Origin of the sequence: Shinella lacus (assembly GCF_010994755.1) — a bacterium.
Taxonomy (GTDB): Bacteria; Pseudomonadota; Alphaproteobacteria; order Rhizobiales; family Rhizobiaceae; genus Shinella; species Shinella lacus.
The window spans coordinates 170109-183540 of the sequence record NZ_WHSB02000002.1; the positions used below are offsets into that span (position 1 = coordinate 170109).

The following is a 13432-nucleotide window of genomic DNA, read 5'->3' on the forward strand; positions in this document are numbered from 1 at the left end:
GTTTGCATGGCGCGTTCCTCCCGTGCCGCAAAAACGCGCGACTGCCGCCGCGGTTCCGCCGGATTTGGCGGGCGAGGAAAAATTTCGTGCCAAACGCAAAACGGCGCCCGAAGGCGCCGTTTCGAAGGCAGTGCGAGGCCGCTTATTTGCGGTAGATCAGCCAGCTCTTGGCGAAATCCTTCTTCATGCCGTCCTCGAACGGCATGGTGCGGTTGCGACCGCCGTTCTTGGCGCAATAGAGGGCGATGTCGGCCTTGGAGTAGAGCTCGCCCGGGCCTTCCGCCCAGGACGCCATGCAGAAGCCGAGCGAGATGGTGATCGGGCCGTAATTGACGCCGGTCTTGGAATTCTTGAACGGCGTGTGTTCGAGCGCGACGCGGATGCGCTCGGCGATGGCCATCGCCTCTTCCTCGGTGTTGCCTTCCACGATCATCGCGAATTCTTCACCGCCGGTGCGGGCGACGAGAATGTCCTTGCGCACATTGGCGCGAATCAGGCTGCCGACAGAGGCGAGGATCTTGTCGCCGACGGGGTGGCCGTAGGTGTCGTTGATCTTCTTGAAGTGGTCGATATCGGCGAGGATCAGCGCGGTCACGCCGCGCGACATCGTCGAATTGTAGATGGCGGAAAGCTTGTCGTCGAAGGCGCGGCGGTTGGAGAGCTGCGTCAGCGAATCCGTGTTGGCGATGCGCTTGTACTCGTCGAGTTCCTTGCGCACATTGTCCATCTCGATCGACTTCTGCGCGACGTTCTCCACCATCTCCTTGCCCTGGTTGATGGTGTCGCCAGTCGCCTGCGTCAGCACGCCGACGACGCTCTTGATGATCTCGACGCTTGTTGCGTTCTTGCCGGTGATGCGCCCGAACGTCTCGTCGAGCAGCTTGTTGTAGCTTTCGAGCGAGGTCTGCTCCTGCTTCAGCAGGCGCAGCAGCCCTTCCAGCTCGCCGACGATCTTGGTGTGCGCGCCGTCGATGGCGGTCGCGCCGTGGTGATGGCCGAAATATTTCGCGCCGATCTCGTCCAACTCTTCCTGCGAGGCCTTGCTGCCGAGGGCGGCGAGTTCGCGCGTCAGCTTGGGATTGGAACCGATATAGGCTTCGTAGAACAGCTCGTAGTTCCGCGGGATGGGCGCGACGCCCATTATGCGCATGGCATAGGTCACCTGGGCCGCGATATCCGGCACCTGGACCTTCTGCGCAACTGCCGTGCTCATGTCGGCTGCTCCTGAATTTCGTTGGTTGGCTCCCGACCCGCAAAATAAGGCGGAAATACTTTGGGAATGATTAACGCTTCTCAACTCTCGTTACGGAAGGCTGGACGCAAAAAAGGCCGCAGATACAATGACCTGCGGCCTTTCAAGGCGGAATATTCAAAAATTCTATCTCAACCCGGCATAATCATTTTTTCAGGACGTACAACCGCGTCGAATTCTTCGTTGGTCACGTAACCGCCGCCGACGGCCTCTTCGCGAAGCGTCGTCCCATTTTTATGGGCGGTTTTCGCGATTTTTGCGGCGTTGTCGTAGCCGATCTTCGGGGCGAGCGCGGTGACGAGCATCAGGGAGCGGTCGAGGGCTGCTTTGATGTTGTCCTCGCGCGCCTCGATGCCGGTGACGCAATTGTCGGTAAACGAGATTGCGGCATCCGACAGCAGTTGGACCGATTGCAGGAAGTTGTAGGCCATCAGCGGGTTGAAGACGTTCAGCTCGAAATGGCCCTGGCTGCCGGCGAAGGTGAGCGAGGCGTGGTTGCCGAAGACCTGGGCGCAGACCTGGGTGAGGGCTTCGCACTGGGTCGGGTTCACCTTGCCCGGCATGATAGACGAGCCCGGCTCGTTTTCCGGCAGCGCCAGTTCGCCGAGGCCGGAGCGCGGGCCGGAGCCGAGGAAGCGGATGTCGTTGGCGATCTTGAAGAGCGCTGCGGCGGCGGCATTGATTGCGCCGTGCGAGAAGACCATCGAATCGTGGGCGGCGAGCGCTTCGAACTTGTTCGGCGCGGTCTTGAAGGCGATGCCGGTGATTTGCGCAATGTGGTCGGCGACCTTCTCTGCAAAGCCGACCGGCGCGTTGAGGCCCGTGCCGACGGCGGTGCCGCCCTGGGCGAGTTCGCACAGGCCCGGCAGCGTCAGTTCGATGCGCTTGATCGAGGAGGCGACCTGCGCGGCGTAGCCGGAAAACTCCTGGCCGAGGGTGAGCGGAGTGGCGTCCTGCGTGTGCGTGCGGCCGATCTTGATGATGTGGTCGAAGGCCTTCACCTTCGCTTCAAGGGCAGCATGCAAGTGCTTCAGCGCCGGCAGCAGGTCGTGCACGATGCGCTCGGCGCAGGCGATGTGCATGGCCGTCGGATAGGTGTCGTTCGACGACTGGCTCATGTTGACGTGGTCGTTCGGGTGCACCGGCTTCTTCGAGCCCATGACGCCGCCGAGCATTTCGATCGCCCGGTTCGAAATCACCTCATTGGCGTTCATGTTCGACTGGGTGCCGGAGCCCGTCTGCCAGACGACGAGCGGGAAATGGTCGTTGAGCTTGCCGTCGATGACTTCCTGCGCGGCTTCCGTGATGGCCTTGGCGAGTGCCGGGTCGAGGCGCCCGAGTTCGGCATTGGCGCGGGCGGCGGCCTGCTTGACGATGCCGAGCGCACGCACGACCGAAAGCGGCTGCTTCTCCCAGCCGATCTTGAAATTGCCGAGCGAGCGCTGGGCCTGCGCGCCCCAGTAGCGGCTGTTGTCCACTTCGATGGGGCCGAATGTATCCGTTTCCGTGCGCGTCGATGTCATTGTGCTTCCCGCTAAAAACCCATGCGCTTCGTCCTGCCGCCGGCGATGCCGCCGCATGGGGCGCGGCAGGCCGGGCGAGCGCGGGCCGTTTCATAAAAGGCCGCGCTGGCGCGAAAAAATCGCGAAAATCTCTGGCCCATCTGTGACCCGGTTGCAAGGGGCGGAATGGCCGCGCGGGACGAGACTTTCGGTTAAAATCGATTAGGCCGCGGACGGGCGGGATGAGGGCGCGCGGACCGCTCGCGGGGCTGTGCTTTTTCCATCACAATCGTCGGCTTGTTTTTCGCGCCTTGCTGGCGTTCCAGGCGAAATTTTCGTTTCCAGCGGGAAAATTCCACGCCAATTCAAATTTTTACGCCTGCCCATCCGTCTCGCTTGCCGAGGTCCGAAATGACGGTTTCGTGAGGTTTGGCAAGGCTGGCGGGGTGGGGCGTTTCCTTTTCATTCACCATCCTTTCCTATAACTTACCGGCCTGCTGGTTCGGGCGCCACCAGAGACCGCGACACGCGCGGGTCAATCGGGGAATGGAATACATGAAGCTTACCAAGACTGCCGTGCTGGCCGCCGCGCTGGCTCTCTCCTGCGCCACTGTTTCGCTCAACGCGACGCCCGCAAACGCCCTGACCGTCATGGAATGGCTGAACGGCAAGAAAAAGCAGAAGGCCGAGCCGCTTCCAGGCGTCGACACCGGCCTCACCCAGCCGGGCGCCGAAGTAAAGCAGGCAGTCAAGCCGCTGCCCCGCGTCACCGGTCCGCGCTACTATACCTACAAAGCGGATGCGCTGAAGCGCGTCGCCGTCGACAAGCTGGCCGATCCCGTCATCACCAGCTCGATTTCTGCCGCCGTCCAGCCGGCCGGCGATGCGGGCATCCGCGCCGCCTTCGCCACCGTTGACGTGCGCACGACCGAGGGGCCCGCCAAGGCGGTCGAGAGTTTTTACGGCCAGCAGAAGAAATTCGTCTGGATCGACGGCACGGGCATCAACGAGAAGGCGAAGAGCGCCATCGCGGTTCTGGCCGATGCCGCTTCGGTCGGCCTCGATCCGTGGGACTATGCGGTCAAGATTCCGTCGGACAGCTTCGACAGCGCCGACATGAACAAGCGCTACGGCGAGCTTGCGACCTTCGAGGTAGCGCTTTCGGCCGCCGTCGCGACCTATGTGCAGGATGCCGTGCGCGGCCGCATCGATCCGAACAAGATTTCCGGCTACCACGATTTCAAGCGCAAGGACGTCAATCTCGTCGCGGCGCTGAAGAACGTGGCGATGAGCAGTAACGTCAAGGGCTACCTCGAAAGCCGCTCGCCTTCGAGCGCCGATTTCCAGGCGCTTAAAGCCGAGCTTGCCAAGCTGAAGGCTGAGACTGCGGGCGAAGACCGCGTGGTCATCGCCGAAGGCACGCTCCTGAAGCCCGGCCAGAGCAATCCGGAACTCGCGAATGTCGTCAAGGGCATCGTCAAGCACGGCTCCGACGCACTGAAGACCGATCATTCGGTGACGATTGCCACGTACACCGGCACGCCGGAATACACGCCGGAACTGGTCGCCCTCGTCGAGGCCTTCCAGAAGGAAAATGGCCTGAAGCCGGACGGCGTCGTCGGCAAGGCCTCGATCCGCAAGATGACGGGCGGCGACAGCGTTGCCGACAAGGTCGCCAAGGTCGAGGTGGCGCTGGAGCAGGCGCGCTGGCTGCCGGTCGATCTCGGCGCTCGCCACGTCTTCATCAACCAGCCGGCCTTCCAGGTCTATTATTACGAGGACGGCGCGGAAAAGTTCTCGATGCGCACGGTCGTCGGTTCGAAGTCGAACCAGACCTATTTCTTCGAGGACAAGGTGCAAACCGTCGAGGTCAACCCCTATTGGGGCGTGCCGCAGTCCATCATCATCAACGAGATGCTGCCAAAACTTCGCAGCGATCCGTCCTATCTGGACCGCATGGGCTACGAGGTCGCCGTCGGCGGCCGTGCCGTGCCGTCGTCGTCGGTGAACTGGTACGGCTCGACCTCGGGCGTTTCCGTGCGCCAGCCGCCGAGCGGTGACAATGCGCTGGGCGAACTGAAGATCCTGTTCCCGAACAGCCACGCCATCTATATGCACGACACGCCTTCGAAGAGCTTCTTCAAGAAGGACATGCGCGCGCTCAGCCACGGCTGCGTGCGCCTTGCCGAACCGCGCAAGATGGCGGCCGCCGTGCTCGGCGTGAGCGAGGAAGAGGTCGGCAAGGAGATCGCCGCCGGCCACAACAAGGCGCTGCCGGTCAAGGCGGATATCCCGATCTACATCGCCTATTTCACCGCTTGGCCGAACAAGGACGGCGTGGTCGAATTCTTCGACGACGTCTATGGCCGCGACGACTACATGCGCAAGGCTTTTGCCGCCACGCAGAAGGCGCGGCAGGTCCAGGGCTGACCGTTCAGCCCCAGGTCAGCGGGTCGAGCCGCAGATAAAAGGCGAGGCGCTCCCGGTCGGGCGCCTCGATTGCCAGCGTGGCGAAGAGAATGTCGAATGCTTTTACGGCCTCCGCTTCCGTCGTCCAGTTTTCCCCGGCATTGGCGAGCATGAGCGTGAGATCGGCATAACGATCCGCCGTGCCGAGGCGGCCGAGATCGATCAGGCCCGTGCAGCGCTGCGTCTGCGGATCCACCATGAAATTCGGCATGCAGGGATCGCCGTGGCAGACGACGCGCTCCTGCCGTTCCTGTGCCAGCCGCAGCGGAAGCTCTGCCTCGACGCGGGCGAGCAGCTCGCCTGCCGGCCGCTCCTTGTCCTCATCAGGCAAAAAATCCGGATTGACGGCGTCGCGCGCTACGACATCGGCGGCGCGCGCGAACATGCCGGCGAGGTTTTTCTCGAACGGGCAGTTTTCGACCGGAAGGGCGTGGAACGCGGCGAGTTGTTCCACCACGGACGGCCAGGCGTTGAGGAGATCGGCGCCCGAAAGCGTCACCGCCGGCACGCCCGCCACGGCGCTCATGATGAGGCAGGCGCCCTGTTCGTTCTCGCGCCAATCCAGAAGTGCAGGGCAGGCGATGCCCTTGCCCGCCAGCCAGGCGAGCCGGTCGCGTTCGCCGGCAAGCTCTAAAGCGCGCGGTCCGGCCGCGAGTTTCGCATAGCTGCGCCCATCCGGGCTGCGAAAAACCCGGTCGCCGGATTCGCCTTGATGCGCCGGCACCCAGCCGGCGTTGATATCCAGGAGCGTTCCGGCCCAGTCCATGGGTTCGCTCAGCGGGCGAGCAGGCGCTCGACGAGGTCGGGCGTCAGCTCGTCGAAATGGGTGATGACATGGGTCGGCTGCAGCTCGGCGACCGGCACGTCGGAATAACCGAAGGGCACGCCGATCGACGGCACGCCGGCATTGCGGGCGACGAGCATGTCGTTGAGGCTGTCGCCGATCATCACGGTGCGAAGCGGATCGGCTTCGGCGAGGCGGACCGTGCCAAGCAGGTGTTCGGCGTCCGGCTTGCGGACCGCGAACGTATCGCCGCCGGTGATGGCCGCGAAGCGCGTGGTGAGGCCTAGGCCGTCGACGAGGCGGCGGGCGAGGCCTTCCATCTTGTTGGTGCAGACGGCGAGACGGTAGCCGGCACCGGAAAGACGGTCCATCGCATCGACGAGGCCCGGATAGGGCACCGAGACGCCCGGCATGGCCTGCGCATAGTGGTCGACGAAGACGCCGAGCATGCGGGCCAGCTCCTCCTCGCTGATCTCGCGGCCGCGCAGCGAGAAGGCGCGCTTGATCATCACCGTCCCGCCATGGCCGACGAGATAGGTGAGGTCGTCATAGGTGATGGGGTCCAGGCCTTCGAGACCGATCGTGTGGTTGAGGCTTGCCACGAGGTCGTGTGCGGTATCGATGAGCGTACCGTCGAGATCGAAGACAACGAGAGATGCGGACATGCGGGAAACCTTGTGTGGAGAGCGAGGGCAGGCCTCTCCGGTATGCGATGGCGCCGGCATTTGCAATCGGCTTCTCGCCCAGGGGGATGCGGCGATTTTGGCTTTCGTTTGCCTTTCAGGGCGTGTAAGTGTCTCACCGGAATTCCGGCCGCTTCGGGCGCCGGCTGACGCGTATTCAGGGAGTTTTGGGGCATGGACGCCCGGGAAATGAAGATCAAGGCCGCCGAGGCTGCACTCTCCCATGTGGAGGACGGCATGCGCCTCGGCATCGGCACCGGCTCGACTGCGGAAGAGTTCGTACGGCTTCTGGCGGAAAGGGTCGCAGGCGGCCTGAAGGTGGAGGGCGTGCCCACATCCGAGCGCACGGCGCGGCTCTGCGTCGAACTCGGCGTGCCACTGAAGTCGCTCGACGAGCTGCCGGAACTCGACCTCACCATCGACGGCGCCGACGAAGTCGACGGCCGGCTGAGCCTCATCAAGGGCGGCGGCGGCGCGTTGCTGCGCGAAAAGATCGTCGCCAGCGCCTCGACGCGCATGATCGTCATTGCCGACGAGAGCAAGGTGGTCGAGACGCTCGGCGCCTTCAAGCTGCCGATCGAGGTCAACCCGTTCGGGCTTGCCGCCACGCGCATCGCCATCGAGAAGGCGGCCGCCCGGCTTGGCCTTTCGGGCGCCATCGTGCTGCGTGCGTCGGGCGACGGCACCTTCATGACCGATGGTGGACACTACATTCTCGACGCATCTTTTGGCCTCATTCCTGATGCAGATGCGCTCGCAAGCAGCCTCAATGACATACCCGGTGTCGTCGAACACGGACTCTTCATCAATATGGCGTCGCTGGCCATCATCGCGGGACCCGCTGGTGCGCGCACGCTGACGGCAAAAGAATAGACAGGAGCACAGACCGATATGATCAAATTTGCTGGTTTCGGCCGGACCCTCGCGGTGACCCTTATCGTTTCGGCAAGCCTTGCTGGCGCTGCCACGGCGCAGGACGTCACGGACGAACAGATCAAGACCGCCCGCTCTGCCATCGACGCCATCGGCGCGACGAACGGTTTCGACAACATCCTGCCGGGCCTTGCCGTGCGCATCAAGAGCACGCTGGTTCAGGCCTCGCCGAACCACGAATCGGAAATCAATGCGACCGTCGACGAGCAGGCGCTGGCGCTTGCGCCGCGCCGCGCCGATCTGGAGCGCGAGGCCGCGTCGATCTACGCAAAGACCTTCACCCAGGATGAGCTGAAGGCGATCGCCGATTTCTACACGTCGCCCGTCGGCAAGAAGCTGCTTTCGGATGGACCGATCGCCACGCGCGAAGTCATGAAGGCCGCCGAGATCTGGGCTGTCGGCGTCGACCGCGACCTGCGGGCCGAAAGCGCCAAGAAGCTCAACCCGATCCTCGGCAGCGTGCCGGCCACCGATGGTGCGGCCACCGAGGGTGGCGAAGCGCAGCAGCCGCAGCAGTAATCGATTTTCCAAAAAAGGCGGCGTCAGCCGCCTTTTTCTTTTGCACCACCTGCTCCTATATGTTCTTCGGCTCGGTGACGGATTCGCGCTGCCGGTCCCGTCAGACGGCCACGCTTGCCCGCAGGAGATCTACCCATGGCGACATTCGACTACGACCTCTTCGTCATCGGTGGGGGCTCCGGCGGCGTGCGCAGCGCGCGGCTCGCGGCAAGCATGGGCAAGAAAGTGGCGATCGCGGAAGAATTCCGCTTCGGCGGAACCTGCGTCATCCGCGGCTGCGTGCCGAAGAAGCTTTACGTCTATGCCTCGCAGTTCCGCGAGCATTTCGAGGATGCGGCGGGCTTCGGCTGGCAGGTCGGCGAGACAAGCTTCGACTGGCAGGCGCTCATCGCCGCCAAGGAAAAGGAAATCACCCGCCTGGAAGGGCTTTACCGCAAGGGGCTGGACAATGCGGGCGCCACGATCCTCGCGACGCGTGCCGTGCTGGTCGGCCCGAACACCATCCGCCTGACCGCCACCGACGAGCTGGTGACGGCGGAGCGCATCCTGATTGCCGTCGGCGGCCACCCGACGCCGCATCCCGGCCTTCCCGGCTTCGACCTCTGCATCTCCTCGAACGAGGCGTTCGATCTGCCGGCGCTGCCAAAAGCCATCCTGATCGCCGGTGGCGGCTATATCGCGGTCGAATTCGCCAATATCTTTCATGGCCTCGGCGTCGAGACGACGCTGATCTATCGCGGCAAGCAGATCCTGTCGCGCTTCGACCAGGACATGCGCCAGGGCCTGCAATCCGCGATGGTCGCCAAGGGTATCCGCGTGATCTGCGAGGATATCATCATGAACGTGTCCGAAACGGAGGACGGCCGCCGTTCCGTCATCACCAAGGCGGGCGAAACGCTCACCGTCGATCAGGTCATGCTGGCGCTTGGCCGCGTGCCGAACACCGGCAGCCTCGGATTGGAAACGGCGGGCGTGGCGACGAACGAGAAGGGCGCGATCATCGTCGACGCGTTTTCGCGCACCAATGTCGAGAGCATTTTCGCGCTGGGCGACGTGACGGACCGCGTGCAGCTTACCCCTGTCGCGATCCATGAGGCCATGTGCTTCATCGAGACGGAGTTCCACGGCAACCCGGTCTCGCCGGACCACGACATGATCGCCACCGCCGTCTTCTCGCAGCCGGAGATCGGCACCGTCGGCATGAGCGAGGAGGAGGCGGCAAAGGCCTTCGACGATCTCGAAATCTACCGCGCCGAATTCCGCCCGATGAAGGCGACGCTCTCTGGCCGGCAGGAAAAGACGATCATGAAGCTCGTGGTCAACGCCGCCGACCGCAAGGTGCTGGGCGCCCATATCCTCGGCCACGATGCCGGCGAGATGGCGCAGCTTCTCGGCATTTCGCTGAAGGCGGGCGTCACCAAGGACGACTTCGACCGCACGATGGCGGTGCACCCGACGGCCTCCGAAGAGCTCGTCACCATGTACCAGCCGAGCTATCGCGTGCGCGGCGGCCAGCGGGTCTGAAAGCCCGCCGCTCACGGTGACGCAAATCGGCCAGCCTCGGCTGGAACTTCGGCTATGCAAGAACCATCTAACGGTTTATAAGCCCGCATCTTCAAAACGGAGGGGCGTTCGCAGGCTTTCGCGGGCGCTTCAGGACAGGTGAGTATCATGGCACAGAATTGGACCCCGACCAGCTGGCGGCAGAAGCCCATCCAGCAGGTTCCGGATTATCCGGATCTCGCCGCATTGGCGGCGACTGAAGAGCGCCTCGCGAAGTTTCCGCCGCTCGTCTTCGCCGGCGAGGCACGCCGCCTGAAGTCGGCGCTGGCCAATGTTTCCGAGGGCAAGGGCTTCCTGCTCCAGGGCGGCGACTGTGCCGAAAGCTTCGCCGAACACGGCGCCGATACGATCCGCGACTTCTTCCGCGCCTTCCTCCAGATGGCCGTGGTGCTGACTTTTGGCGCCCAGCAGCCCGTCGTGAAGGTCGGTCGTATTGCCGGCCAGTTCGCCAAGCCGCGCTCCTCGGGCATCGAGAAGCAGGGTGACGTGTCGCTGCCGTCCTACCGCGGCGACATCATCAACGGCATCGAGTTCACCGAGGAAGAGCGCGTTCCGAACCCGGAACGCCAGCTCATGGCCTACCGCCAGTCGGCCGCCACCCTGAACCTGCTGCGCGCTTTCGCGATGGGCGGCTACGCCAATCTCGAAAACGTCAACCAGTGGATGCTCGGCTTCGTCAAGGATAGCCCGCAGGCCGAGCGCTACCGCAAGCTCGCCGACCGGATTTCCGAGACGATGGACTTCATGAAGGCGATCGGCATCACCTCGGAAAACCATCCGAACCTGCGCGAGACCGACTTCTTCACCAGCCATGAGGCGCTGCTGCTCGGCTACGAGCAGGCGCTGACGCGTGTCGATTCGACCTCGGGCGACTGGTACGCGACGTCCGGCCATATGATCTGGATCGGCGACCGCACGCGCCAGGCAGACCATGCGCATGTCGAATACTGCCGCGGCATCAAGAACCCGCTCGGCCTCAAGTGCGGCCCGACGCTGACCAGCGACGGCCTGCTGGAGCTGATCGACCTCCTGAACCCGGCAAACGAGGCCGGCCGCCTGACGCTGATCTGCCGTTTCGGCCACGACAAGGTCGCCGACAACCTGCCGCGCCTCATCCGCGCCGTCGAGCGGGAAGGCAAGAAGGTCGTCTGGTCCTGCGATCCGATGCACGGCAACACGATCACGCTCAACAACTACAAGACCCGTCCGTTCGAGCGGATCCTGTCGGAAGTCGAAAGCTTCTTCCAGATCCACCGCGCGGAAGGCACGCATCCGGGCGGCATCCATATCGAGATGACCGGCAACGACGTGACGGAATGCACGGGTGGCGCGCGGGCGCTGTCGGGCGACGACCTCGCCGACCGCTACCACACCCATTGCGATCCGCGCCTCAATGCCGACCAGGCGCTCGAACTCGCCTTCCTTCTTGCCGAGCGCATGAAGGGCGGCCGGGACGAAAAGCGCATGGTCGTGAACGGCTGATCGCCTTTCGTTCGTGCTTCGTCTCCGTAAATTAGCGGGGCTGATGCATGCATTCAGAAACGTGAATTTGACAGGAACCGGGCCGGCTCGCAAAGCTGGCCCGGTTTCGTTTGGGAGGACATATGAGCGAAGAACATTCGGGGCATTGCCTGTGCGGCGCGGTGCGCTTTCGCACCCAGGGCCAGTTGCGCGAGGTGGTTGCCTGCCATTGCAGCCAGTGCCGCCGGCAGACCGGGCATTTTTATGCCGCGACCAATGTGCGCGACGATGCGCTTGCCGTGGAGGGCGGCGAGAACGTCACCTGGTACAGGGCGAGCGACACGGCAAGCCGTGGCTTCTGCCGCGTCTGCGGCTCCGCCCTGTTCTGGAAGGGCGACGGTTCCGACTATACCTCGATCATGGCCGGCGCCTTCGACCAGCCGACGGGGCTCAGGATCGGCGTGCATATCTTCTGCGCCGACAAGGGCGATTATTACGAGATCAACGACGACGCACCGCGCTTCGCCCAGGGCCACTGAGGGCTACTGGACGAGGGCAGGGCGTTTGCAGGAGACGCCCGTGACGCGGATGTCGGCCTCGCCAATCCTGACGCCGGCAACCAGCAGCAGGTTGTAGAGCAGCTGGTCGAGCGCCGGCGTCACGGCGCCGAGCGTGGTGGCGAGCGCGGACGTCAGGATCGACGCGTTGATCGGCAGGCCGAGCAGCTTGACGTTGATCTCCAGCTCCATGTCTCCCAGCATGGTCTGAATGGTGGAGGAGAGCGTGTCGCGGGTCGATATGGATTTCGTCGTTCCGGCGGCGACTTCTGCCGATGTATAGGTGAGGTGAGTTTTTGTCAGATTCATCGCCTCGCCGGGTGCTCGCGCATCGACGCTTAAAAGCGCCGAATCGACAATGCGGGCCTTTTCCACGCGGGGCTCATCGGAGAAATGCGACAGCACCGAGGGGTTGACCTTGCCAAGCGCGATTTCCGCAACGCCCGCCACTGCGTCGATGGCCACACTGGCATTGCTGGCCGAACCGCCAAGACAGCGGATATCGGCAAGCTTTGCCTCCGACGCGGCGACCTCGATATAAAGCGGCAGCTTGACACGCAGGCCAGCAAGCACTGCGAGGCCATCAATGTTCACCTCGACCGCAAGCCGCGTCTGGGCGCTGCGCACCGCGGTGCCCGGCGCGCCAAGCCTGTTCGACGGTGTCTCCACCGGCGGTTCGCCGATTGCGAGGTCCACGGTAACGGCGCCAAGGCCGGGCACAACCGTGCCGAGGTCGAGGGCGACCTGGTTCGTTCCATTCGCCAGCGCGGCCGCGGAAGAGATCATCTGCAAGGCGTTGATCGACATCTTCCAGTCGCCGCCGGTTCCAATCGTTAGGCCTTTCTTCGGATCGAGGTTAAGGATGCGCGACAGCGGCAGTTTCACCTTGCTGCCGGCCGTTGCCTGCTCCAGCAGCCGCAGGGCTGACCGTACGGGGCCGGAAAGCCCCTCGACGGCGGCCATCGAGGTGAGAAGTTGCGGCATGGTCACGCCGGCGTTCAGCACATCCTCATAGGTGCCGGCCGTCAGGTTGAGGTTCGTCGCAATCGCCTTCAGGAACGGCTGGACCGAAATGTCGGTATCGACCAGCGCCCGGTAGTCCATGACGTTGAGCGAGAGGTTCGTGCCGAGGAGTTTCCCGAGCAGCGCATTCAGGATGCCGCCATTGAGGCTGGCAAGACGCGTGCCGATGGAGAAGGAGGCTGTCTTGGAGCGGGCGGCGGAGCCCGTGGCCGAAAGCGTCAGCGAGTTCTGCATGAAGAGCGAGGAGACAAAGAGGTCGGCTTTCCTTGAAAGCATGACGCGGGCGGCGTCCGCATCCGTGGTGGCAGTCTTGAAGCGCGCTTCCGGTGCAATAGCGGGGTCTGCAGTATAGCGCCCGCGCTCGACAAGCGCTGTTCCCTGCGTCAACTTGGCGTTGCTGGGCGTGATCACCGCGGGGATGACCTTGCCGTCCTTACCGGTCACGGAGATCGGCAGGTTGTTGAGTGCAAAGTAGGTGGCGGCCGATTGTTCGGCATCGCCGACGCTTGCAGCGGCGGCGATGGCGGCAAGATCCGCTTCCGTCTGCAATTGGCGCTGTTGCAGCGTGAGGTAGCTATAGTCAACGCCGAGCGCGATCGAAAAAATCAGGAGGGGCAGGCTCAGGGCTGCGAGGGTGCCGATGTTGCCTGCGCGATCCTTGAGGAGTGTTTTGGGCACCTTCATGC

At 63.7% G+C, this 13432-nt stretch carries 11 protein-coding genes; 6 read left to right on the forward strand and 5 right to left on the reverse strand.

The features are described from left to right. Window positions 1-142: 142 nt before the first annotated feature. Window positions 143-1213 carry a GGDEF domain-containing protein gene (locus tag GB927_RS05370; RefSeq protein ID WP_256115615.1) on the reverse strand — a complete coding sequence of 357 codons (1071 nt, stop codon included), beginning with the start codon at window positions 1211-1213 and terminating at the stop codon, window positions 143-145. A gap of 170 nt (window positions 1214-1383) precedes the next feature. Beyond that, window positions 1384-2832 (reverse strand): class II fumarate hydratase, encoded by a 1449-nt coding sequence (gene fumC / locus GB927_RS05375; protein ID WP_369431626.1) that lies wholly within the window; start codon window positions 2830-2832, stop codon window positions 1384-1386. Between the two features lie 477 nt (window positions 2833-3309). Here fumC and GB927_RS05380 point away from each other — a divergent pair, with 477 nt between their 5' ends. Next, on the forward strand, window positions 3310-5184 hold the full coding sequence (locus GB927_RS05380) for a L,D-transpeptidase family protein (protein WP_256115617.1): 1875 nt from the start codon (window positions 3310-3312) through the stop codon (window positions 5182-5184). Between the two features lie 4 nt (window positions 5185-5188). Here the strand turns inward: GB927_RS05380 and GB927_RS05385 are convergent, their stop codons facing one another. Then, on the reverse strand, window positions 5189-5989 hold the full coding sequence (locus tag GB927_RS05385; RefSeq protein ID WP_256115618.1) for an APH(3'') family aminoglycoside O-phosphotransferase: 801 nt from the start codon (window positions 5987-5989) through the stop codon (window positions 5189-5191). 8 nt (window positions 5990-5997) lie between these two features. Continuing rightward, on the reverse strand, window positions 5998-6672 hold the full coding sequence (locus GB927_RS05390) for an HAD family hydrolase (RefSeq protein WP_256115620.1): 675 nt from the start codon (window positions 6670-6672) through the stop codon (window positions 5998-6000). 192 nt (window positions 6673-6864) lie between these two features. On the opposite strand from GB927_RS05390, the gene rpiA reads away from it, so the two are divergent. From rpiA to GB927_RS05415, 5 genes are all read left to right on the forward strand, one after another. Further along, window positions 6865-7563 carry a ribose-5-phosphate isomerase RpiA gene (gene rpiA / locus GB927_RS05395; RefSeq protein ID WP_256115621.1) on the forward strand — a complete coding sequence of 233 codons (699 nt, stop codon included), beginning with the start codon at window positions 6865-6867 and terminating at the stop codon, window positions 7561-7563. Between the two features lie 18 nt (window positions 7564-7581). Then, entirely contained in the window at window positions 7582-8142 is a 561-nt protein-coding gene (locus GB927_RS05400) for a DUF2059 domain-containing protein (RefSeq protein ID WP_256115622.1), read from the forward strand. Between the two features lie 135 nt (window positions 8143-8277). After that, a complete protein-coding gene (gene gor, locus GB927_RS05405) occupies window positions 8278-9666 on the forward strand; it encodes a glutathione-disulfide reductase (RefSeq protein WP_256115623.1) in 1389 nt (462 codons plus the stop codon). A gap of 147 nt (window positions 9667-9813) precedes the next feature. After that, window positions 9814-11187 carry a class II 3-deoxy-7-phosphoheptulonate synthase gene (locus tag GB927_RS05410; protein ID WP_256115624.1) on the forward strand — a complete coding sequence of 458 codons (1374 nt, stop codon included), beginning with the start codon at window positions 9814-9816 and terminating at the stop codon, window positions 11185-11187. A gap of 122 nt (window positions 11188-11309) precedes the next feature. Continuing rightward, window positions 11310-11705, forward strand: a complete 396-nt coding sequence (locus GB927_RS05415) for a GFA family protein (RefSeq protein WP_256115626.1) — start codon at window positions 11310-11312, stop codon at window positions 11703-11705. A 3-nt stretch (window positions 11706-11708) separates the two neighbouring features. Here GB927_RS05415 and GB927_RS05420 read toward each other — a convergent pair whose 3' ends face one another. Next, window positions 11709-13430, reverse strand: coding sequence for a pilus assembly protein TadG-related protein (locus tag GB927_RS05420; protein ID WP_256115627.1), 1722 nt, complete (start codon window positions 13428-13430; stop codon window positions 11709-11711). Between the last annotated feature and the right edge of the window lie 2 nt (window positions 13431-13432).

Bases quoted from the DNA above. Each gene is read 5' to 3' on its own strand.
- GB927_RS05370 (WP_256115615.1), bottom strand. From the start codon at position 1,213: ATGAGCACGGCAGTTGCGCAGAAGGTCCAGGTGCCGGATATCGCGGCC.
- fumC (WP_369431626.1), bottom strand. From the start codon at position 2,832: ATGCGGCGGCATCGCCGGCGGCAGGACGAAGCGCATGGGTTTTTAGCG.
- GB927_RS05380 (WP_256115617.1), top strand. From the start codon at position 3,310: ATGAAGCTTACCAAGACTGCCGTGCTGGCCGCCGCGCTGGCTCTCTCC.
- GB927_RS05385 (WP_256115618.1), bottom strand. From the start codon at position 5,989: ATGGACTGGGCCGGAACGCTCCTGGATATCAACGCCGGCTGGGTGCCG.
- GB927_RS05390 (WP_256115620.1), bottom strand. From the start codon at position 6,672: ATGTCCGCATCTCTCGTTGTCTTCGATCTCGACGGTACGCTCATCGAT.
- rpiA (WP_256115621.1), top strand. From the start codon at position 6,865: ATGGACGCCCGGGAAATGAAGATCAAGGCCGCCGAGGCTGCACTCTCC.
- GB927_RS05400 (WP_256115622.1), top strand. From the start codon at position 7,582: ATGATCAAATTTGCTGGTTTCGGCCGGACCCTCGCGGTGACCCTTATC.
- gor (WP_256115623.1), top strand. From the start codon at position 8,278: ATGGCGACATTCGACTACGACCTCTTCGTCATCGGTGGGGGCTCCGGC.
- GB927_RS05410 (WP_256115624.1), top strand. From the start codon at position 9,814: ATGGCACAGAATTGGACCCCGACCAGCTGGCGGCAGAAGCCCATCCAG.
- GB927_RS05415 (WP_256115626.1), top strand. From the start codon at position 11,310: ATGAGCGAAGAACATTCGGGGCATTGCCTGTGCGGCGCGGTGCGCTTT.
- GB927_RS05420 (WP_256115627.1), bottom strand. From the start codon at position 13,430: ATGAAGGTGCCCAAAACACTCCTCAAGGATCGCGCAGGCAACATCGGC.